The organism is Pseudoalteromonas sp. Angola-7 (genome assembly GCF_028599255.1).
Lineage (GTDB): Bacteria > Pseudomonadota > Gammaproteobacteria > Enterobacterales > Alteromonadaceae > Pseudoalteromonas > Pseudoalteromonas atlantica.
On the sequence record NZ_JAQREL010000008.1, the window covers coordinates 127,221 to 149,035 of the forward strand.

Here is a 21,815-nt window from a genome sequence, read left to right on the forward strand (position 1 = left end):
AGTTACTAAAGACTGGCGTTTAAGCGCCAGTCTTTGGCTTTTAATTTAATGCTTTAACAAAACGAATTAATCGGTGTGTATTCACATCAGTTAAAAACTCACTGCCGTTAGAGAAATCAACTATCAGGCCTTTTACGCTTTCTTGTGAAGTTAAATTATGAGCGTCTAAAGTATTAGACCAATATGCAGCAGACGGAGTGCTAGGAAATAGTGCAAGGTTGATTGCAGGCGATACACAGCTTCTTTCTACCAAAATCGCCAACTGCTTAATATTTGGTAAGTGCCAACCATCTTGGCCGTATTGACGTGAATTTTCATCAGCGATTTTCAACGCACTTTGCCAGGATTCAATATTGGTAGGGGTGCCAATACAATTACCATTTTCATACGTTTGGCCATAAGAACACTTGCTCCACAGCAACCCATTGACAATATCGGTCACAGTGCCATCTTTATTATCTAAAAAATGACTGTCTGGTTGTGTTGCCTCAATCGATTCTGTTTTGCATGTTTGTGCGGCTAATCCTGTACTAAAAAGTGCGGCCATAGCGAGTGTTGTGTAAAGAGTTTTCATTGTGCACCTCCTCTTACTGCGCGAATGTGGTAGGGAATATTTTTGTTGCAGAACTTAGCTTGACCAGTCTCAGTATCGAGGCACCAAACGGCTCCTTCAGCATCAGCAACAGGCGTCGAACTTAATAACTGACCTGTAGGTTGGTTTGGAAAGTAAGTGTTCAGAGAGTCGGCTGCATCAACCGCAAAATTATGTATAGACTGTAATTCACTTATTGTCGGTAGGCGCCAGTCCTTAAAGCCGGATACTGAAGTTGCATTCAGTTGATTTAGGTAATTATCAGTGTTGCAATATCTAAACTGGGTATTGTATGAAGTTATAGTTTCATCGGGTGCTGCACAGAGCATGCTGATTGGGTACTGTGTATCGATAAAGCTATTACCCGTTGCACCATTAGCGCCACCGTTTGTTTTTGTATTCGTATTATACCAGTAGTATGTGTAGTTCGACGCGCGCCAATGTCTATGAGCACTCCAGTAGTCATAATTTCCTTCTCTTATAGCTTCAGTTATATAGTTCCTAAGCTCGTTAGCTGAAATTGTAGGTAGTGTTTGGGCATTACTTTTTATTTCCCAGAACAAGCCTGTCTGATTATCAAGTACCGACTCATATGACTGCGCATTAGAAGGAAGGGCATTACCTGATACATCTATTTTTGTCAGTGTGAAACCGCTGTGACCGTCAAAAGATACCGTGTCATCTGCATCCCGACCGAACTCAGCATCTTGAGACGGATAATCGGAGGTAGGCGAGGTAGCATTAAAATTTGTACCATCAAACCAGGTTGTAACACCAGTGTCGTTCATACCTAAATCGCCATTTACAATAACGGTTAGTTTATTTTCGTCACTTAACACTGCATTTGATGGTTCAAGTAGCTCTATTACTATCGATTCTCCACCTTCGGGCACACTGTCTTTCAAAATCTCAAATTCGATAAGGCCACTTGTTTGGCCAGAAGCAACAATTACAGGGCTTTCAGTGAGTACATTATAATCTTGTGACTCGGTGGCTAAACCACTCAGCATGAAAGGTAATTGTATTTCTTTACCTGACGCGGTATCTACTTTCAATTCGACAGAAAACAGGCCAGTGTCTTCGGTAACACTCGCCACATCCGTCGTAAACCCGGCACTTGGTGTTGGATCAGTATCACGTATTGTTACTATGCTTTCAGTAAACCCTGTTTTTAATGTTGCATTTTTAGGGTCTGAGATTGAAATCAAAAATGTTTCATCTTCTTCATCAAAACTATCGGGTAGGACGTTAAATGAAATGGTAGAACTCAACGATCCAATTGGAATTGTTATATCCCCCGCACTGATCTCAAAATCAACACCGGCAGTAGCCGTTAAGGCTGTTACTTCATAGCTTAATGTAACTTCTTCTTTAGCTGCTTTTGATAACGACAAGCGTACAGAGCTTTCTAATAATGCATCAGCGGGTTCATTAAGTAGCTTTGCTTGTTCTATTGACATTGATGGAGGGGTTGTATCTTCAGGAATATTAATGGCTGTGCTTTCTTCATCTTCGCCACTGCCACACCCGTTCAGGGCAAGCGCTGCAGCTAATGCAATTGCCAGATTGCTCTTGGTAAGTTTCATAGTTTCTTTCCATTATTTGAAGTAAATAACAATGTGTGCCTCAAACAGTATCAACCTAATCATGCATCAAATAATTTTACAGAGGGTAAAAATGGTATCTGTAATTATTTTAAAACAGAAAAAAATAAGTAAGATTAGAGAAAATATAAAATGGAAGGGTTTATATGAATAACTTCAAATTAGGCTTGCTTGCAGCGAGTCTTGTTTTAGCTTCGTCGGTATCAGCGTGTGAAAAGTGGCAGGTGATAGTTACGGCGGAGAGCCCGTTATTGTCTTCAACACTCGAAATTGAATTTGACCCAATTGAGCATACTCAAAAAAACATTACAGATGAGATTAATATTAAAAGCGAAATTGAAAGTGAGCTTGATTTTAGCGATAAAGCAATCGCTATAAATTTCATCATTAATAACTCAAACGCACATATAATTAGCTACACATTAACCGGTGAACTTCCAGTAATAGATAAAGATACGATTGAATTAAATCAAATAAATATCGTAGACAGAGCCCCACTTAGAGATGGTTACATGAATTACCACCAGCGCGCAGATACAAAAATTACGCTTTATGGGCAAAAAATTTCCTGCCTAAACTAACGCAGGAAAAATTACTTCAACCACTAGAAATAAAGCCACTCGCTTAGCTCTAATACTAAAAGCTAACGTGTTTGGTTACATTTTGGAATTTAGTTAAGAGAAATCTATGAGTATAAAATCATCCGTAATAAACAAATTGCAATTACTTGTTAAGCATTTAGTAGGGTTTCTAAAGTACACATTATATATGGGAATGCCATTTATAATTTTATATGCACTTGGTAACTTAATTTGGCTGCTCAATGAAGAATATGGGAGCCTCATATTTTTTATTTTAGTTATATATTTGTATATAGGTGTAGCTCAGAACAAGGTAGATAAAGATGAATTCAAAAATAACTCAATTAATGTGAGTTTGATGGTGAATTTATGGATAAATATCATTGCGTGGCCCTTTATCAGAAAAAAAAAGTAAGCGTAAAATCTAATATAAAACGGATGTTTAAAAGTGGCATCATCAGGTGCTCTATTTTTTAAACACAGTGAACGTAATGAATAACAATACCTATATTTATAAAAATAGGTATAAAAATCAAAACCATGACAAAAGCAACACTATTACTGGTGGCTTATCAACTAATGTATTTGCAGAGCTTTTAAAAATAAGCTATAACGACTCTAATCAAGCAATACGTAATATAAATCTAACCTACGCGTACATTGGCAACCATGCGGAAATTCGATTTGCGTTTAGGGAGGGTGTTACTCCCAAAAGGGGCTAGCTAATTGGCGGGAATGTCTGTTGGCATAACTAATCGTGGTCTAGTTGCTGTTGATGATACATATGCGAATTTAAAAATTCATGAACCTGCGCGCACTCACAAGAAATAGCACCGTCAGACCTAAATTAGCTAAAAAGCTACTAGAGCACAGCCAGCTTTAAGTTTGACTGATAGAAAGTTAATTTCCTATTTGAAATATAATCATATAAATCAGTTAAGGATAGGGGCTTTGAAAAGTGATAGCCCTGAAATAAATCACAACCGGCTTCAGTTAGTTTTATTAACTGTTCAGGCAATTCAATCCCTTCTGCCAGTATTGTTAAGTTTAGGTTTTTGCCAATCGATATAATACTTTCAATCATCTTAAGAGAAACAATATCCTCTAAAATATCTGCAACGAAACTCTTATCTATTTTGAGCTCATCAATTGGTAATGTTCGTAACATACTTAAAGATGAGTATCCGGTACCAAAATCATCGAGAGAAATACAAACACCCTCAGCTCTAAGTTGTTTGAGAAGAGGAATGACGTCGTTTATATCATCTATAAACAGGCTTTCAGTGATCTCAATAGTGATCGTTGAAGGTTCTATGTTATTTACTCTTATAGCTGATCTAAGTATTTCAAAAAACTCAACGTGGCATAGCTGTTGCGCTGAAATATTGATAGCCATTTGAAAGGTGGTACTCAGCTCTTTTTGCAGGATACTCAATTGGTTTAGTGAGGTTTCAAGAATATATTGGCCAATTTTAGGCATGAGTCCGCAGTATTCAGCGATAGGAATGAATTTATCAGGTCCAATTGTACCCAATTTATCATCATGCCAGCGAACACGTGATTCAACACCATAAAAATTACCGTTTGCATCTAATTGTGGTTGGTAAACTACATCAAAGGCCTCAAGTTCAGTGGCTATACGTAAGCGCTCTTCTATAACTAGGCGATGCATATAGCTTTCTTCCATAGAGAATAGGAATACACTAGCTTTATTGCCTTGTTTTTTTGACTTATACATCGCTATGTTGGCCGCACGTAAAAGTTGCGTAAAAGACTCACCATGTTCAGGTGCTTTTGCGATACCAATACTACCACCAAGGCAAATTTTATTCTCACCGATAGCATAAGGTAAAGCCATGGCTGAGAGAATTAGAGAAGACTTGTGGCGCAATTGTGAAGAGTGAATGACGGGAGTTAGTAAAATAAACTCATCACCAGCGTAGCGTATAAGTAAGTCTCCTTTAGATTTAATCTTTTTTAGCCTATATGCCACTTCCTTCAAAACGCGGTCGCCTGATATGTGGCCATAGCTATCGTTAATTAGTTTAAAGTGATCAATATTAATTAAAATCATTGAAAAGCCACTTTTGCTATTCATCCATTTAGGTATGCTGTGTAGCAAGAACTGCCGGTTAGGAAGTCTTGTTAATTCGTCATGGTGAGCTTGATAAAACAAATCCTCATCTCGTTGCCTCTGCTTGGTTGCTAATAAACGGATAATGAAAAGGGCTACAATGTTTATCGCAATATAAAGGGATAACTGGACTAGAAAAGGGGTTAAAAACAGTGCCATTATGTCGCGTTTTAAAATACTCGACTTAAGCCACAACCCATATTTTTCAAGGCGTGCAGTAACGACTTGCGCGTTATCAGTATAATAGAGGTGAGGTATTAAGGAATTTTTGTCATACGGGTAGTTATTTGCGATATTTTCGACGGCCAAAATTGCATTGCTTGTATTTCCAACATAGACAAGTGGTTTCTTAGAGTATGCGCTAGGGTAATCGACGTTTGAGGATAGAAATTGGCGGTAACCATCATCGCGAAGCAATGTGACAGTATTATATGATGCGTAATGCTGTGAATTAGTAAATAACTGCGCATGATTTATTTTAAGGCCAAGAGAGATAACCGCTTTGACCTCACCAGTCTCAGTTCGCAGTGCTTTTCGAAGTGGTATCATTAGCTTGCCATCAATACGATAAGTACGCCCAAGTGTCATGTGATAATTGTTTAAGGTATTGATAAAGCTGTCGCGTGTGTTTGGATTATCGAGTAAATTAAGCGTAACTCCAGGCGCACGTTGAGGTACAACTAATTCAGGAACACCTTCTGTGTTCAAAATGCCCATCATCGATATATCAATATTGGCATTTAGCACTTTTTCAAACTCAGATGTTACTTTTTCTGCATCATAAGGTTCATTGCCACTTAGTATGTGTTGCTCTATAAATGAAAGCACCATAGCTTGAGTGGCAAAGAATGAATCCAAGTTGGTAGCAAATCGATTAATAGTCGATATTTGTCTTTCCTCATGTATCGATTTTAAATTATCCCATTGACACCATATAGCAGCTGAAAATAGCGCTGTTGTAGCGCCAAAGATACATAAGAACCCAACGGGCAGGCGTTTTGTTATGGTCATACTTTTTCCTCAACGACGCATCCATGTAGACAGGTAGAGCCATATGGCAAATTAAACAGGGTGTCACTTTTACCGAGTTCAGCAAGGTGTGTGCAATATATACTTTATTAATCTAAGCAGCTAGTTACGATTAATTAATAGATTAAATGAACTGTTCGAGCGTAAGGCTTTAGGTGGCTATTGGCCTTTGAAACCGAACTCACACGTATTTGCCGCTGTAATACACCATGCTCTAGCAGATAGCGTTCAATAAAGGCTGCCCGAGCCATCCCGAGCTTAAAGTTATACTCGTATGAACCGGTATCATCGCCAGCCCCTTGCAATAAAACCTTATGAGTAGGGTTCGAGGTTAAATGCTCGATATGCGGAGCGAGTTGTTTGGCCATGGTTTGTAGGTGAACGGGTTCAGCCAAATCAAATTCAAATTCAACAAAGTGATACGTGGGGGAGTAAGGTTTAACGGCGGTTTTAATGACCTTTTTATGCTCTTCGACAACGATGGTATTTGAGCAAGCAGACAGCACGACCGCCAAAGATAAAATAGAAAGTGTTTTGTACATCGTTTAGTTCCTACAGAGTAATTTCAACGGTAACCGGCGGATAACATAAACCAGCTTCAGCACAACCGCGATATGTTAGAGAGAAATGAGATTGTTCTAGCGCAGCCTTTGGAAAGAATGCTTCAGCATGCTCTTTTAAAATTAACGTGGTACCGAAATATTCATCATGTGTCGTAGTGGGGGAGGTGGTAAAGGTTAACGCTGAGTTAGTAACGTCTTTAACCTTGATAGTGTTTTGGTAAAGGTAATAACCAGGGGCTACATCCCAAGAAAGAACAACATTTTCATCAGTGACATCATAAGACAAGATAAAGGCTTGTTCATGATGTAAAAATTGGGGTTTATCGTTAGGTAATGCAGAGTCAATGTTGATAGCTGTTGAAGCCAACATGACTAGGGAAGCATTAAGGATAGTCGTAAGCATTTAAACTCCAGTAGGCATTAGTAGTTAGGAATAGGGCCATAATAAAGACAAACAGGCAGATGAAGAAAAAATACAGATACCAAAAAAGGGTGCTGTAAAATTTAATGACACTGGGTAATTACCGTAAAGTGGTTATATAAATTCAGGGAATAACATTCAGAAAACTACATTAATGACTACAACATACAAGATAATGGAAGACAGGGTTAAAGAGCTTAACCCTGCGGGTAGCTGTTTTTATGCTAACTCTCTGCCCCGTGCGGCACTTTCGAAAAAGATAAAAGAAATAAAAAAAAATAAGAAAAAAAATAAAGAAGTTATCAAGGCAAAACAAAATAAATTTTATACAAAAATGTGTCAGCGCGCCTAATAACTGGTATATACTTCATGTATGTTGTAGTCATTACTGGACAATAAGAGGCTTTATGAAAAACGATTTCAAGACGACTCGCGGTGATTTTAAGTTTCAATATAACGAAATGCTTAATGCAACATCGTCATTAGTTGCTGCTCTTCGTGCTAATACTGACACACTAAGCGCACACACCTTTACACTACCAACTATCACTAAAGCTATGGCCGATGAGCGCAGCATGGCTCATAACCGTATTCGGTTAAAATTCAATGATGAAAATCAAAAGGCAATTTTAGATGCCCCCTTTGATGTGATCCATTGTTCCGGTGATGAAGCCGTAGAAAATACTATTAACCATATTAAAAAATTCCGCGTGAGTGATAATGAATCAACTCGCTATTCAATTAAACTTCCCGGCCTTATCAATGTTCAGTGTGACTTCGCCTATATGCAGAAGTTAATGACGTTATTTGAAAACCTTAATAACGAAAAAGTTAAACTTAAAGACGTCATTCATCGTCTATCTAAATCAGTTGATGAACGATTTGAAATTGTTCACGACATTGAACCTGGGCTCATCTTCTCAATGGCTACCAGAACGCACCCAATATTTGTCCAAAAAGACATTTTAAGCGCGCGATTTTCATGGGAACATAAATCTCAAATTAAAGTGCTCACCAAGCAACAAGTTATTGAAAAAATTGACCGCTCATTAGCCTATTCGTCAAACCATGGTCATGCTTCTGACACGGTGGCGGGGTTTGCTCTTCGTATTCAAGAAGAACGTAAGCTTATCAGTCATTTTTCTAGTAACGCGCTATTTAACATAATTAGAGAAACACCCGCAGCTCCGATTTTGAAGCTGCGCTTTAACGAACCGAAAAATCCAAATAACAGAGGTACCGAAATAACGCTTAGAAAAGATATACACGCACACTCACCTGTTTTTCTAATAAACTGTGTAGATACGTTTAAGTTTAAACCATTAGGGAATTATACTGGGAGAAATGAAATCAGTAGCAAAGGGGAGCCGTTAATACCTCGTCTGCACATTTACCTAAAGGAAAAAGGTAAGCAGTAAAGCAAGTTATCTTTACTGCTAATATGAGACTCATGAGCCAAAATTTGCTCTCATTATCTCTTAGGGATTTTCTAATTAATTAGCTTTCACGCGTTGTTTACGGCATCTGCAACTTTTTCTGCAATTTCATATACCGTATTAGTTGCTGAATTAAGAGCAAACTTATCCACAAGCGAAGGACTCAACTTCATAATCTCATCTTTACTAATATTATGCCAAATAGGAAGAATGACTTTTTCACCCTCCATCTCTTTTGCGACTAATCCATTTAGTTCATATTGTGTCCAGTTTTTTTCGAAAAAACTTTTAGATAAAATAATTAAACCAAACCTAGATTGAGAAAGGCCTTTATCAATGGACTTCCTTAAACTATCACCAATTCTTAGTGCGTATTCATCATACCAAACTGAAACTCCCTGTTTTATGAGCTCATCTGCTAATGATTTCACAAAATCAGCTTTATCTTCAGAGGCGTGTGAAATAAATAAGTCGGTTGCTTTACCATCTTGCTTAGTTAAATCCTTAGCAAAACTGATCGGCATATTTTTTAATTGAGACAATATGTTTCCCTGAATTTTTAATTCTTCATTTAATGATTGATTAAGTGCAATATTCTTTCTTTTTTGAACTTTACCACCAAATTTTTCTTTATTTCGCTCAGCTAACTTTCTGGTTTTTTGAGCTATTTTTGACTTAACTTGTCGTCTAGCTTTAATAACAGACTTTTCTTTACTTTTTAAGGCCTTCCTTAATTTATGTATATCGTCATAAGGATCTGCATTTTTTAATTTTTTTACTGCCCACTCGAACTCTATCTCTCTAGTAATTACATTTTGTTCAAGTTTTCGTATTTCTGCATCTAGAAAACTAACACCTTTATATTTGGGATGTTTCAAATTTATTCCTTAAATGCTTAACATTTAGTATTCGAAGGGCATACCTGAGCGGATATAAAGCTCGCCTTTATAATCTATATAGTTTTAACAAATAACTCTAGATATTACTATCTCAGTTTTCAATTGTAATAACCAACCTCAATGAACGCTCTTTGCCGAAGTTCGGTTTAGCGCTATCAGTCGTAACTCGTTTCTGCCCCAAGATGAGTTAACTTAATTACCCTATAGGTCGGCTTTGAGCTATCAGATACAGTCTTATTCATCTAATGATATTGGCTCTACTCCATAATCTGATATTCCACTAACTTTTATGTTGTTGTGCTCCCAAATTCAAGAAAATGAGCGACGAGCGCATTTTCTTTTTTTTAATCTCTTTAGCGTCAATAAAATATTATAGTTGGCAATGCATTACGGTATTTGTTAAAAATACATTTATTAATACATGCGCGTAACATCGGCAGAAAGATGCGCGACGGGCGCACTATAAAATTGTTAGGCACTAGGTAATTTATGGATTCAAATCTGAGCATGTTGAAATATTACAAGAGGCATATTTTTACCTTGAAAGATATGCTTGATGAAATTGATCCATCAAGTAATGATTTTACTCCTCTGCTGGAAGCTCAAAAATACATTCTCGATAGGATATTGGATACAGAACTAAGGATAAGTAAAAAGAAAGCCGAGCTAAGAGAGCTAAAGAAATCCCTGCGAGCAAACAGAAATGGTAAAGAACGATCTATTGAAATTAAGTCGAAGATCTCTAACGTAAATGAATCATTAGCTGGCTATAAATTTCTGCTTTATGTTTGGAGATGTTTTGGTGATGGTATTGTTTTTAAATACATTAGCAAATGGAATCTCAAGCGGCTTCTCTTTGAAGTAGATTCACCTGAAATAAAACAAAAATCCGGGTTTATTGGTGGGAAAGAAGGAATAGAAGAGGAGTGGAAAGTTGTCATGAGTGCCGTTGACCACAATGTACCTGCTGTCCTTTGTGATATCACCAACTCGATAAGGCATGGTGATGTTTGTCTTCTAGGTGCAAGTGACCCTCACGTTATTGAGGTGAAATCTAGTCAAAACTCGAATAAGCGAGTAAAGCGACAAATTGAATCGATTGAAAAAATACATTGTTATTTTGAAAATGATCTAGGATCTATTGGCGGCTTAGACGGTATGAGGCGTGTAGCATTCCCAGAAGATGAAAAACATCATAATGCAGAGATAAATGATGTTATTCGTACTCTTGTAAATGAAAAGTCCTGCAAGATTTGCCCAGAACCAGGGTTGCATTATATGGGAATTCAAACGGGGACTATTACCGATTATGATAATCTATTCGATGGAATTAAAGAGCCTTTGGTTTATATGCTAAACCAAGCTAAAACAGATGGTCGATGGGACAATTACTATCCATTTACACTTTCTATAAGAGATGCAGAATCTCTGTACCGTTTTTTGACTGGTGAGGTGTATCTATTTGTTGTTATTGATGGTTCTATTCTTAAAGCAATGTTTAAAGACATTGGTTTCGACTTAGATATCGTGATGTCTGAAGATGCTGGCTTTGTTTTTTCTAAGGTGGTTGATGGTTATGAAGAGCCCTTTGTTTATATTGCATCAGAGCATTACGTTGGAAGACTAGGGTTGGAATTTATCTCTTTAAAATGGTTCTTAGAAAAGGAGGAGTTCATGCTAAAAGAAATGGAAGATGAGCTTCTTGGTCAGCTACAAAATGCCTAACAAACGCAATCACGCGGAACAAATTTACGCTGCGCTCCAATTTCTCCGGTGTTGCGGGCGTTATACCTATTTAAAAGGATTTTAGATGTTTGGAAGAAAGAAACAAGATTCAACGAAAGAGAAAGAAGTCAAAGTGGAAACAGATGAAAAATCTATTCATGAATCTCCTCAGATCTGTCTGTTTGATCTAGATGAATCAGTCCTAGAAGGTTTCAAAGATGCTTCGTACAACTGTAGCGAAGGCACATTAGGTAAAATGGTTCGAGTACCCAATGATAGAAGAGACCAGCAACACTTTTTAAAGCTAAACTATTCTCTGCCTGTTAACTTACATGAGCACGATATTCTTGTATTTAATATGGATTTCTATGAAGAGGTTGATTACGAGAGTATTCAAATTTCACTGGATAATGTAACAGGGCACTCTGCACATGCTCTTCTCAGTGCGTTCCCGGAAAAAATATTTAACCCGAGAGCATATGCGACAAGAATTCTTTCTAAAGAAGTCAATGAGATACTGAAGAAGGAATCAATAGTTATTGTGTTTGCTAGCTCACAGGAGACTGTCAGATACCAGCAAGTTGAGATAAACTCCTACGAAAATAGAATTACTAACCAAACGGACATTAATAACACTCAGTTTTATAACGCTTTTCCTTATTGCTACAATAAAACTGGTAAAAAAATGAAATCTCCAGATAAGGATACAAAATTAACATCCTTACTTCTGAAATATTCTGTTGGTTCAAATTATGAACTAGCATTTCATCACCCAACCCATTGGGATAACAGCAATAAGCAGATTAAAGATAACAATTTCATACCCCTACTGCTCAATAACGATGGTGAAATAATCTCATTTTATCATGCCCATTCCAAAGGTGCTGTCCTAGTTTTTCCTTGCATTAAGGATAAGAGGTCTTTTTTATTAGAGTTGTTCAATAATTACTTGTCGGAAATTTTCCCAAACCTCTTTCCTTATCATGGGCAGTTTGGTTGGCTTGACAACGGAGAGTACCTGTTGCCTGGCGAAGCGGAGTTGATTGATGAGAGGGCTGATATCGAAAAGTGGTACATAGCTGAAGTTGAAGCTAATGAGAAATCAATTGAAACAGTTAAGGAGAATTACTCCTTTCTACGAGACTTGATATCAGAGTCTGGCGATAAACTTGTTTCGGCTGTAGAACACTATCTAAAGTGGCTTGGGTTCCCTAACGTTCTTAATCTTGATGAGACGACCCCAGATTTGCTTGAAGAAGATATTCAGGTAGATTGCGAGGATAGGTTTTTAGTTGTTGAAATCAAAGGGGTTGGCGGAACATCAACTGATAAAGATTGTTCTCAAATTAGTAAAATAAGATATCGACGTGCAGAGCAGAGGAACAAGTTTGATGTTTACGGGTTGTATATTGTAAATCATCAAAGGTATATGCCACCAAAAACAAGAAATAACCCTCCATTCACTGAAAACCAAATAAATGATGCTGTATTAGACAAGCGAGGGCTGCTTACCACGTATGATTTATATAATGCATATTTTTTAATTGAAAGCGGAGTGATTCTAAAGGACGAAGTTCGTGATTGCCTTTTTGAATACGGGCTTGTTGAATTAAAACCAAAGAGCCTTGTATCTATAGGTATTCCTCAGGAATATTTTTCTTCTGGCACTGTAGCTATCATAGATCTTAATGGAATTAGGCTGACTAAAGGAGCAAGTTTGTACGTCAAGAAAAATGATCAATACAGCAAAGTTGAAATAATATCTCTTAGAGTAAATGACCAAGATTTTGATGAAGTAGAAACAGGAGAGGTTGGTGTTAAGTTGAGCTCTTCAGTAAAAAGTAAATCTGAATTTTTCGTGAAACAGGTATAGCAAGTTGCTGCACGCGGAAAAATTGCTCGCTGCGCTCCCAATTTTCCGGTGAGCAAGGCGTTACCGAATAAATACTCTAACGTGTTTTTGTCCATAAATATAACTCGCCTTTGCTTGAAATAAAATAATGAAACCTATAAAAGCCAAATATACTGAAATTGTCTTACTCCTAGCCAGGTTAATTCCTTGGGTATTCCCTAAGTGGCTTCGATTTATTGCCAAGAGCTATTCTCGAAAAGAGCAAGAGTCGATCCAGCATCTATATGAAAAAGAGGATCGAATTAAATCTGCCAGTCTTTTTGATGGAAGCTTCACGTGGAAAGCTATAAGCGTAGTTGTAAAGGTTGATCATGATGATTTGGATTCGATTCGCCGATGGCTAAAGTCCAATGCATCTCCTATTGATTACAACCCTAGGAGAGATGATTCCGCTTTTGAAAACAAGTATGACCATGGTGGCGGGTACAGAAATTTAGGTTGGATTCATTTTCATAAAGAAAACAGGCTGACTTCGCTATTGAGAATGGAGGAAGAAACAGAGTTTTGCGATTCTTGTTACGTGTCTCTGTCCAAGTACTCGTATGGAATTAATTATTTGTCACTATATTTTTTCCTGAATGAGTCAGCAACAGGAATGGTCTCCAGTGTTGATGTTAGCGAGGTAAAGAGATACGACGCCTTTGCTTCCGTAAATCCATTTTCACAGCAATTTAGAGCTATTCAACATCATGATAAACGAAACCTAATTGAAGACCTTATAAATGAGAATATAAATAAGGTTTGCAGCGATGTGGTCGGTATGGCTAAAAAAGTCCTTAGTCTATGGCGAATAACTAAGGATGAATCGAAGTTAACGCTAATTGCAGATATCTATAGAAATACTAATGAGCCTTATTTTGTTGAAGTTGATGAATGCGAGGATGATATCCATGTTCACGTTTGTCGACGAAGTCTTGGATTTTTTGATGAAAAAATAAGTAGCGATAATTCAGAGCATTTTTTAAGCCGTTACGTTGTAGAGAAGAATGATCTAGATGCGCTGTTTATAAAGAGCAAAAGCTTAGAAGAGTTTGACCAGTTTGATAATTTTGCTCGGAAAGGGTTAACTCTATACGACTCACATATATTTATTTCAATGTTTATTGATGTAGCAAGGCAACAGGTAGAGGTTTCGGAGTACGCTAATTCAGCATTATTGAAGAACACAAACAAGGTTGAAAAAAACTATGACATACTTTTCGAGTCTACAAACCAGCTAGAATCATTGAGGGAAAATATTCTGGCGATTCAGAAAGAGATTCCTCATAGCTGTCGCGAGTCTTACTCGGATAGCGCAAAAAGAATTGCAAAATATAGGCTTAAGCTTGCTGATGAATTAAAGGCATCTATAGACCGTAGGCTTTCCGGATTAAATAGTGAAATGCAGGTTCAAAATCTTCGTTTTAATAGGAAATATTCATTACTTGTTGGGGTTTTGATTGTAGTTCAGATTTTACTGGCAGCGCTAACGATTGACTGGGATAACTTAGAAGAAAGATATAATTCGAGTTTTCTTAGGCAGGAGGACGTTGATCTGAAACAAAGCTCAACGGAGACAGATGAACATAACAAACTACTGTAGCCGACCACTAACGCGTCGGCTGAGTCGGGCGTTAGTTGCCACATCACACAGGTAAAGTGGAGAAGGCAAAGACAGAAAACGTAACACTGATACCGCATTGGCCTTGCCAGCATTGTAAGGCAGGTATCTTATGGTTAATTGGCGTATTCAAGTTAGATGTAACAACGATTAAAGTAGAGCGAACGAGTTAGCAGCTAGGTAGCTTGTTAAAATCAATTAGTTAACTGTGCGCGTTTTCACTGGCCCAACGAGGTAAACGCGCATGTGCACGAATAAAATGTTAGCAACCAACTAGGAGTTGAGTATTTGAATGATGGAATCATCTGGTTTTGCTGTTTAGCAATACTAGTAATCGGTATGATTTTTGGGATTAGTCTTGATAGTAGTTCTGAGACATTAGATTCTTTATATAAAGTGTTTGGTATCGTTTCTGGTATTGGAGCTTTGTTAACAGTAATTGTTGCTATCTCTGCTTTGCGTACTTGGAAACATCAATTTAGCCATGCCGAAAGGTTCAAGGCTTTTAAAGAGCTTGACCGTATTGCTTTAGATTGTATCAGTAATATTGAACAATACTGGGGGGTATTCAAAGATGAATATTTTTTTCTGAATACACCAAAATATTACCAAGACCATTCACAAGCAAAGAAGGAAAAAATGGACTTATTTTGGAAATCTAAAGATCGTTATAGAGTAAATGTTGATTATGCTCAGTCTTTGCTCTCTGCAAAAGAACAGAAAGAATTCAAGTATACATATGGGCACTTTGATACAAAAGTACATGAAATTATTAACGGAATAACTAATTCATATAATAATCTTGAAGGTGAAGAGAGACATGAAGGTTTGATTAAAGTTGAAGCTGATGTTTTAAACTTAAAAATTGATCTTAAAGAGAGTTTGAGAAAGTTCAGAGGACAATAAAGGTTGTTAACAAAGTCATCAACGCGGACAAAAAACTTGTTGGCTGTTACAACGGCGTTATAGCGCAAGCCAGTATTGGAGTTTCGTTTGAATAAAGAAGTTAAAAAAGAGATCCATCAAATTAGGGATATTTTGGCTAGTTTTGACAAATCAGACTTTGATAGCATGACTAGTTTTTATAACTCTTCTGGCTTCCCAAGTGGTTGCTGTGGAGATGCTACCGACTTACTCGGTTTGTATTTATTGCAGCATAAGGGTTTAGGTAGTGAATATGTCTGTGGAGTTGGACTAGGTGAAAATTCCAACCAATCCCATGCATGGTTGCATTGTAATGGTTATATCATTGATATTACGGCAGACCAATTCAATGAAGATGGTTATGAACTGCCCTCTGTGATAATTGAAAAACAAAGTTCATTTCACGAATTGTTCCATGAAACTACAAGTCGCATTAGCAATATTAGTTACTTTAAAGATACGGGTATTCCTGACGTATTATCAAAAGTATTGTCGGTAATGCACGCGTCGGAAGATGCGCTATAACAAATTAATTAAACAATGAACGTAAAACAGGAGTATCAATGATTAAAACATATCATTTTTCCCCAAACACTCCTGTGTTGAGGGATATAGCTATAAATACACAGAGGGTGGCAGCTCATGACCCTGCTCAAACTCTACCGTGTATTGTATTTTGTGCATCGGTTCTCGAATCATTTATAAATGAATCCTGTGAATATAGGCGGTATTTAAGTTCTGAAGCTAGGAGCTGTTATACATTGAGAGATTATTCGTTTGAAATGTATAGGATGGTCGCTGAAAGAAAGCGATTACAGGATAAATACTTTTATGCGTTGAAGCTATTTTTCGATAATGAAGACTTTAAGTCACAATCTGTATTTGAATCATTTAAAATCCTTGTCGAGGTCAGAAATGCGATAGTGCACAATAAGCCCGAGGTCATGGTTACTGACGGTGCTGCATCTAAGCCAAATATTGATTTAAAGTCTTACCCTAAGTTTATTCGACAGCTAAAATCCAAACGCATTATCTCTGAAGTTGATGGGGCGACTAGTTGGGTTGACATATTGCAATCCGCAGAGTTGGCTGCTTGGTCAGTCAAAACTATGAATGACATGATTCAGTTATTTATGTCGGCTCTGGACGATGGTGAGTATAAAGAGTGTTTTGTTCGATACTACGGATGAAAATTTAGTATACTAGCATTTAAGAGTGATTCGCAACGCTCGGCGCTTTCGGTTTCAATTGGTTTAGTGATTACTGTGAAGTGTTTGAGTACGGTGGAAGCGTTGCTCACAACTTAATTGGGCGCTAGCCCATAGAAACTTTTATACGAAACTCATCTAATACAGCTGACGGCCTAACTCATTTTTGTCCAAAAACGAGTTTGTATGGACGTCTGCTTCTCGCTCTAAGCTGCACTTAGAAAAAGTGCAAAAAGAAAAAGGCTCCCCCTTTTGGGGTAAAAAAGTTTCTGAATGGCTTAGGGCGTAAAGCGGATATTAGCGATTTAACCACAGATAGCTTCTTAGAATCTAAAGCCACATAATACATACAAAGATAAGTCGGTAAATGCAGCTATTATTTTCTGCATTTACCATCTTCAACTGAGTTTAGAAATTAATGTGAATGACCATGTTCGTTCTTGAACATTTTTTCATCTTTAACATCCATAACTTTGCCAGCTTTACTTACGATAAATAGAAGCGTTTGACTATTCTGCGCATTTGTCGCTTTCAGCAGAACAGCATCACGAGTTTCCTCTACAACAGTAAAGTTGTCCTTAGTAACTTTGTTCCAAGAGCTATCTAGTTTGCCAACTGACATACCTTTATCTTTAAATGTTAAAGCTTTAGCAGAGGTTTGAGCTGCTTGTATAATTTTACTTTTTTCAACCTTTCCATGACCTTCGGAATGAGCCATTACAGAAGTAGTAAATACAATTATTGTAATAGCAGCTAGTTTAATTAGTACTTTCATTTTGTTTCCTTATTAAAGTTTATTTAAGACCTTCGATAACGTAATCGCCATTGAAGATAAGTTGAATGCTAATATCTTGATTAGTTGTATTTTTCCAATACCAACCATGAGAACCATCAAATGGTACTGTAAAGCTACCTTTCATCTCATTTACTGTGGCAATTGCATATGATTCAAAATAGCCTGTAGTGTCTCCTTTAGGCTCTCCATGTAAATCAACAAATAACTCTGCGCCATCAGTTGTCCATTCATAGGTTGCTTTTTGAAATTGCTTCATATCAAGTTTGTACTCGATACCTTCACCTGCGGGAACAGTAAGGATCACAGAGTCTTGTTCACCATCAGAGTACTGTTGCGCTGAGGGCGTTGAAGCCTCATCATTAAATACCGTTAAGCCAAGCTTTTCACCAATACCAGTAGGGTCAATGTTGTACTCCGCTGGCAAAATGAATAATACAAGTGTAATTATCGCTACCAAGAATGAAAGAATTGTCGCTTTGATTAATGAGCGACTGGTTTTATTTGATTCCATAAATATATATCTCATAATAATTAACTAACAAAATATCCGGTTAGTTGCATACCAACTAACATGAAGCCACCACACATTAATGCTGTATTTGTAGCTTTGGCAAAACGGTTGAAGCTTTCGAATTGACGCCAAAAATTAATAGCTAGAAGAATAAACGCCAAAGCTAAGAATTGACCAATTTCAACACCAATATTGAAAGATAATAAGTTTGTAGCAAGCCCTTGCGACGGCAACTCAAATTCTTGAATTTTGGTTGCTAGACCAAACCCGTGGAACAGGCCAAAAATAAGCACCGCTTTTTTAGGATTTGGTTGCTTTCCAAAGAAGTGTTTGAATCCACCTAAGTTATCAAAGCCTTTGTAAACAACTGATAAGCCGATGATTGCGTCGATTAGATAAGCATTAACTTGAATATTGGCAAGTACTCCACCCATTAACGTTAAGCTGTGCCCAATCGTGAACATACTGACATAAAGTAAAACGTCTCGACTGCTGCGTAAGAAAAACAATACACCGACTAAGAACAACAGGTGATCATAGCCCGTTACCATGTGCTTTGCGCCTATGTATATAAACGGCAGAACTTGCACACCCGTATTATTTTGTAAAAAGTTGCGTGTACTATCATCAACCCCATGTGCGAAGGCTTCAATTGAAGCCATCGACAGTAGAATCAATAACGGGTACAGCAAATAAGAAAGTTTGAATTTTCCAAACATTTATTTACCCTTTATTTTCTAGTAATTGATTGTCATTTTGCTCAGCCAGGCTTTCGTCTTTTGAATGCAATAGACGATATAACGCAGGTAGAACAAATAACGTTAAGATTGTTGAAGAAATCACTCCTCCTATTACGACAGTAGCTAACGGCCTTTGCACTTCTGAGCCAATACCCGTATTTAACGCCATAGGTATAAAACCTAGTGAAGCGACTAATGCAGTGGTTAAAACTGGCCTTAATCTGGTTAAAGCCCCCTTAATAATGGCAGTTTCTAAATCATAGTTTTTCTTAACGAGATCTCTAATAAAGGAAACCATGACTAGGCCGTTTAATATCGCTATACCCGATAAAGCAATGAAGCCTACTGCCGCTGAAATAGAGAATGGAATGTCACGAACTATTAAGGCGAATATTCCACCTGTTAATGCCAGTGGCACGCCTGTAAATATAATCAATGAGTCTTTCAATGAACCTAATGCAAGTAATAGCAAACCAATAATTAAGACTAATGTTACGGGGACAACTATGCTTAATCTTTGCGAAGCTGATTGTAGTTTTTGATATGTGCCGCCATACTCAATCCAATAACCAGCAGGCAATTGAACATTAGCATCTATGGCTTGTTGCACATCTTTAACAAAGCTACCTAAATCTCGTCCGCGAACATTAGCTGTAACCACAACTCTGCGTTTACCATTCTCACGATTCACTTGATTTACGCCTAGAGCCATTTCGACATTCGCTAATTCCTGTAGTGGTAGATAGCCACCGCTTGGCAAGGTAATTGGTAGCTGTGAAAGAGCATCTACATCTTGTCTTTGCTCCTCTGGTAAACGAACCACTATGTCGAAGCGCTTATCACCGTCGTAAAACTTACCTGCAATCTCACCTCCCATAGCAACAGCAACTTGGTTTTGAAAATCAGAAATACTTAAACCATACAATGCTAATTGTTCACGTTTAGGGTCGAAAGTTAATACAGGTAAACCTTTAGTTTGCTCAACTTGAATATCACGAATGCCTTCAACACCTTGAATCGACTTTTCAAGCGCTTTCCCAAGCTCCGTTAAAGTATCAAAATCGTCTCCAAACACCTTAATAGCAAGCTCAGCACGTACTCCTGCTAATAATTCATTGAAGCGCATTTGAATCGGTTGTAAAAACTCGTAACGGTTTCCCGGAACTGGTGTTACTAAAGCTTCGAGCTCTTTAACAAAATCTGCTTTAGGTTTATCTGGATCAGGCCATTCACTACGAGGTTTCAGAATTATAAAATTATCGGCTACACTCGGTGGCATAGCGTCCGTTGCAACATCTGGCGTCCCCACTTTTGCAAAAACGCGTTCAACCTCAGGTAATGACTTTATTCTGTCTTCTAGCACCTTTTGCATTTCAATAGATTGGGTAAGCGACGTGCCAGGTATACGTAAAGCGTGCATAGCAATATCACCTTCATCTAAATTTGGTACAAACTCGCTACCTAACTTAGTACTCATAACACCGGCAACAGAAACTAAAGCAACAGCACCAATTACCACCACCCATCGAGCTTTTAGTACCAAGGATAAAATAGGCTTGTAAAGTGAAACACTGGCTTTCATGATCACGTTTTCTTTTTCAACGACTTTACCTTTGAAGGTTAATGCGATTGCAGCAGGTATGAAGGTGACCGATAGGATCATTGCACTAACCAGCGCAATTACAACGGTAATCGCCATAGGGTGGAACATTTTCCCTTCTACACCCGTTAAAGCAAAAATGGGAAGGTACACAGCAGTGATAATAAAGACACCAAACAGTGCTGGACGGATCACTTCTCGTGTGGCTTCGTACACAAGCAGTAAGCGTTCTTTTACTGGCAATGCGTTACCATTAGAAGCTTGGCTTAAACGGCGAAGGCAGTTTTCAACAATGATAATGGCACCATCTACAAGTAAACCAAAATCAAGCGCCCCTAAACTCATTAAGTTAGCACTGGTACGAGTTTGGATCATGCCTGTTACAGTCATAAGCATGGCAAAAGGAATTACAAGCGCTGTTAAAAATGCTGCTTTAAAATTACCTAGCAGCAAAAACAGCACAACAATAACCAAGATAGCACCTTCAATAAGGTTCATTTTTACTGTATCGAGAGTTTTGTTAACCAATTTAGTTCGGTCATAAACGGCATTAACAACAATACCCTCAGGTAGAGATTTATTAATCTCTTTTAATCTTTCACCTACGCCTTTGGCAACCTTTTGGCTATTTTCGCCTATTAACATGAAAACAGTACTTAATACGACTTCGCGACCATTTTGTGTCGCCGCACCAGAGCGAAGCTCCTTGCCTTCGGTTACCTCAGCAACGTCTTTAACACGAATAACTCGGCCACTAGATGACGGTAAAGGAATATTTGCTAGTTGCTCAACGGTTTCAATTTGCCCCGGTAAACGAATCAACCATTGCGCACCACTTTTCTCTATAAACCCAGCCCCTTTGTTTTGGTTATGTTGATTAATAGCTTCAATTAAATTTTGCTGAGAAAGGCCGAACATTAATAACTTATCAGGGTTCAAGGCGATAAGTATTTCACGCTCATATCCACCGATAGGGTTTACCTCGACAACGCCTTCAACTTGCATAAGCTGCGGACGGATAACCCAGTCATGAACAGTTCTTAGATCTGTAGGAGTGATCTCACTACCATCTTTGTTTGTTGCCCCTTCACGCGCATCAACCGTAAACATAAAGATTTCCCCAAGCCCAGTAGAAATAGGGCCTAATTCAGGCTCTAAGCCAAAAGGGAGCTCAGATTTAGCAGCGCCTAAACGCTCGTTAACCAACTGCCTTGCAAAATAAATGTCAGTCTCATCTGTAAATATAGCAATTACTTGAGATAGGCCGTACCGTGAGACTGAACGAGTATATTCAAGGTTTGGCACACCTGATAGAGCTGTTTCAAGCGGGAATGTCACCCTTTGCTCTACTTCCAGAGGGGTATAGCCGGACGCTTCTGTATTAATAACTACCTGAACATTGGTAATGTCAGGTACAGCATCGATGGGCAGTTTTTGAAAGTTCCAAACGCCCAACATACCGACAGCAAAAACAAAAATGAGTATTAATTTGCTTCGCTCTATGGAAAATTTTAAAATCGAATCCAACATATCTTCAATT

Annotated in this window: 19 protein-coding genes; 9 read left to right on the forward strand and 10 right to left on the reverse strand. The window is 37.9% G+C overall.

The annotated features are described in order from the left end of the window. Window positions 1-40: 40 nt before the first annotated feature. Complete coding sequence (locus PSH50_RS12630; protein ID WP_273587644.1) at window positions 41-574, reverse strand: DUF1566 domain-containing protein; 534 nt, start codon at window positions 572-574, stop codon at window positions 41-43. Then, entirely contained in the window at window positions 571-2,178 is a 1,608-nt protein-coding gene (locus tag PSH50_RS12635) for a DUF1566 domain-containing protein (RefSeq protein WP_273587645.1), read from the reverse strand. The genes PSH50_RS12630 and PSH50_RS12635 overlap by 4 nt, the downstream gene beginning before the upstream one ends. 164 nt (window positions 2,179-2,342) lie before the next feature. Here PSH50_RS12635 and PSH50_RS12640 point away from each other — a divergent pair, with 164 nt between their 5' ends. Next, a complete protein-coding gene (locus PSH50_RS12640) occupies window positions 2,343-2,777 on the forward strand; it encodes a hypothetical protein (RefSeq protein ID WP_273587646.1) in 435 nt (144 codons plus the stop codon). An 862-nt stretch (window positions 2,778-3,639) separates the two neighbouring features. On the opposite strand, the gene PSH50_RS12645 is transcribed toward PSH50_RS12640, so the two are convergent. The 3 genes from PSH50_RS12645 to PSH50_RS12655 form a co-directional block, all read right to left on the reverse strand. After that, entirely contained in the window at window positions 3,640-5,922 is a 2,283-nt protein-coding gene (locus PSH50_RS12645; protein ID WP_273587647.1) for an EAL domain-containing protein, read from the reverse strand. A gap of 134 nt (window positions 5,923-6,056) precedes the next feature. Further along, a complete protein-coding gene (locus PSH50_RS12650) occupies window positions 6,057-6,482 on the reverse strand; it encodes an OmpA family protein (protein ID WP_273587648.1) in 426 nt (141 codons plus the stop codon). A gap of 10 nt (window positions 6,483-6,492) precedes the next feature. Beyond that, window positions 6,493-6,906: a protein-disulfide reductase DsbD domain-containing protein gene (locus PSH50_RS12655; RefSeq protein WP_273587649.1), complete on the reverse strand. Its 414-nt coding sequence runs from the start codon at window positions 6,904-6,906 to the stop codon at window positions 6,493-6,495. Window positions 6,907-7,078: 172 nt separating this feature from the next. Between PSH50_RS12655 and PSH50_RS12660 the strand changes: the two genes are divergently transcribed. Both PSH50_RS12660 and PSH50_RS12665 read left to right on the forward strand, forming a co-directional pair. Next, window positions 7,079-7,276, forward strand: a complete 198-nt coding sequence (locus tag PSH50_RS12660) for a hypothetical protein (protein ID WP_273587650.1) — start codon at window positions 7,079-7,081, stop codon at window positions 7,274-7,276. Between the two features lie 55 nt (window positions 7,277-7,331). Then, entirely contained in the window at window positions 7,332-8,342 is a 1,011-nt protein-coding gene (locus tag PSH50_RS12665) for a DNA replication terminus site-binding protein (protein WP_273587651.1), read from the forward strand. 86 nt (window positions 8,343-8,428) lie between these two features. Here the strand turns inward: PSH50_RS12665 and PSH50_RS12670 are convergent, their stop codons facing one another. After that, entirely contained in the window at window positions 8,429-9,238 is an 810-nt protein-coding gene (locus PSH50_RS12670) for a toll/interleukin-1 receptor domain-containing protein (RefSeq protein ID WP_273587652.1), read from the reverse strand. A 510-nt stretch (window positions 9,239-9,748) separates the two neighbouring features. Here PSH50_RS12670 and PSH50_RS12675 point away from each other — a divergent pair. From PSH50_RS12675 to PSH50_RS12700, 6 genes are all read left to right on the forward strand, one after another. Beyond that, window positions 9,749-10,984, forward strand: coding sequence for a hypothetical protein (locus tag PSH50_RS12675; protein ID WP_273587653.1), 1,236 nt, complete (start codon window positions 9,749-9,751; stop codon window positions 10,982-10,984). An 85-nt stretch (window positions 10,985-11,069) separates the two neighbouring features. After that, window positions 11,070-12,857, forward strand: a complete 1,788-nt coding sequence (locus PSH50_RS12680) for a hypothetical protein (RefSeq protein ID WP_273587654.1) — start codon at window positions 11,070-11,072, stop codon at window positions 12,855-12,857. 127 nt (window positions 12,858-12,984) lie between these two features. After that, window positions 12,985-14,478: a hypothetical protein gene (locus PSH50_RS12685; RefSeq protein WP_273587655.1), complete on the forward strand. Its 1,494-nt coding sequence runs from the start codon at window positions 12,985-12,987 to the stop codon at window positions 14,476-14,478. 306 nt (window positions 14,479-14,784) lie between these two features. Continuing rightward, window positions 14,785-15,402, forward strand: coding sequence for a hypothetical protein (locus PSH50_RS12690; RefSeq protein WP_064668585.1), 618 nt, complete (start codon window positions 14,785-14,787; stop codon window positions 15,400-15,402). 87 nt (window positions 15,403-15,489) lie between these two features. Then, entirely contained in the window at window positions 15,490-15,945 is a 456-nt protein-coding gene (locus PSH50_RS12695) for a hypothetical protein (RefSeq protein ID WP_273587656.1), read from the forward strand. Between the two features lie 38 nt (window positions 15,946-15,983). Beyond that, window positions 15,984-16,610: a hypothetical protein gene (locus PSH50_RS12700; protein WP_273587657.1), complete on the forward strand. Its 627-nt coding sequence runs from the start codon at window positions 15,984-15,986 to the stop codon at window positions 16,608-16,610. Between the two features lie 433 nt (window positions 16,611-17,043). On the opposite strand, the gene PSH50_RS12705 is transcribed toward PSH50_RS12700, so the two are convergent. The 4 genes from PSH50_RS12705 to PSH50_RS12720 are packed head-to-tail and all read right to left on the reverse strand — an operon-like array spanning window position 17,044 to window position 21,805. Beyond that, complete coding sequence (locus PSH50_RS12705) at window positions 17,044-17,403, reverse strand: DUF6488 family protein (RefSeq protein ID WP_256845803.1); 360 nt, start codon at window positions 17,401-17,403, stop codon at window positions 17,044-17,046. Window positions 17,404-17,422: 19 nt separating this feature from the next. Continuing rightward, on the reverse strand, window positions 17,423-17,935 hold the full coding sequence (locus tag PSH50_RS12710; RefSeq protein ID WP_029774405.1) for a hypothetical protein: 513 nt from the start codon (window positions 17,933-17,935) through the stop codon (window positions 17,423-17,425). 20 nt (window positions 17,936-17,955) lie between these two features. Then, window positions 17,956-18,654 (reverse strand): HupE/UreJ family protein, encoded by a 699-nt coding sequence (locus PSH50_RS12715; protein WP_029774404.1) that lies wholly within the window; start codon window positions 18,652-18,654, stop codon window positions 17,956-17,958. A 4-nt stretch (window positions 18,655-18,658) separates the two neighbouring features. Then, window positions 18,659-21,805 carry an efflux RND transporter permease subunit gene (locus tag PSH50_RS12720; protein WP_273587658.1) on the reverse strand — a complete coding sequence of 1,049 codons (3,147 nt, stop codon included), beginning with the start codon at window positions 21,803-21,805 and terminating at the stop codon, window positions 18,659-18,661. Window positions 21,806-21,815 lie beyond the last annotated feature (10 nt).

What these genes read in the sequence shown, in the direction of transcription:
- PSH50_RS12630 (WP_273587644.1), bottom strand. Translation starts at nt 574, where the DNA reads ATGAAAACTCTTTACACAACACTCGCTATGGCCGCACTTTTTAGTACA.
- PSH50_RS12635 (WP_273587645.1), bottom strand. Translation starts at nt 2,178, where the DNA reads ATGAAACTTACCAAGAGCAATCTGGCAATTGCATTAGCTGCAGCGCTT.
- PSH50_RS12640 (WP_273587646.1), top strand. Translation starts at nt 2,343, where the DNA reads ATGAATAACTTCAAATTAGGCTTGCTTGCAGCGAGTCTTGTTTTAGCT.
- PSH50_RS12645 (WP_273587647.1), bottom strand. Translation starts at nt 5,922, where the DNA reads ATGACCATAACAAAACGCCTGCCCGTTGGGTTCTTATGTATCTTTGGC.
- PSH50_RS12650 (WP_273587648.1), bottom strand. Translation starts at nt 6,482, where the DNA reads ATGTACAAAACACTTTCTATTTTATCTTTGGCGGTCGTGCTGTCTGCT.
- PSH50_RS12655 (WP_273587649.1), bottom strand. Translation starts at nt 6,906, where the DNA reads ATGCTTACGACTATCCTTAATGCTTCCCTAGTCATGTTGGCTTCAACA.
- PSH50_RS12660 (WP_273587650.1), top strand. Translation starts at nt 7,079, where the DNA reads ATGACTACAACATACAAGATAATGGAAGACAGGGTTAAAGAGCTTAAC.
- PSH50_RS12665 (WP_273587651.1), top strand. Translation starts at nt 7,332, where the DNA reads ATGAAAAACGATTTCAAGACGACTCGCGGTGATTTTAAGTTTCAATAT.
- PSH50_RS12675 (WP_273587653.1), top strand. Translation starts at nt 9,749, where the DNA reads ATGGATTCAAATCTGAGCATGTTGAAATATTACAAGAGGCATATTTTT.
- PSH50_RS12680 (WP_273587654.1), top strand. Translation starts at nt 11,070, where the DNA reads ATGTTTGGAAGAAAGAAACAAGATTCAACGAAAGAGAAAGAAGTCAAA.
- PSH50_RS12685 (WP_273587655.1), top strand. Translation starts at nt 12,985, where the DNA reads ATGAAACCTATAAAAGCCAAATATACTGAAATTGTCTTACTCCTAGCC.
- PSH50_RS12700 (WP_273587657.1), top strand. Translation starts at nt 15,984, where the DNA reads ATGATTAAAACATATCATTTTTCCCCAAACACTCCTGTGTTGAGGGAT.
- PSH50_RS12705 (WP_256845803.1), bottom strand. Translation starts at nt 17,403, where the DNA reads ATGAAAGTACTAATTAAACTAGCTGCTATTACAATAATTGTATTTACT.
- PSH50_RS12710 (WP_029774405.1), bottom strand. Translation starts at nt 17,935, where the DNA reads ATGGAATCAAATAAAACCAGTCGCTCATTAATCAAAGCGACAATTCTT.
- PSH50_RS12715 (WP_029774404.1), bottom strand. Translation starts at nt 18,654, where the DNA reads ATGTTTGGAAAATTCAAACTTTCTTATTTGCTGTACCCGTTATTGATT.
- PSH50_RS12720 (WP_273587658.1), bottom strand. Translation starts at nt 21,805, where the DNA reads ATGTTGGATTCGATTTTAAAATTTTCCATAGAGCGAAGCAAATTAATA.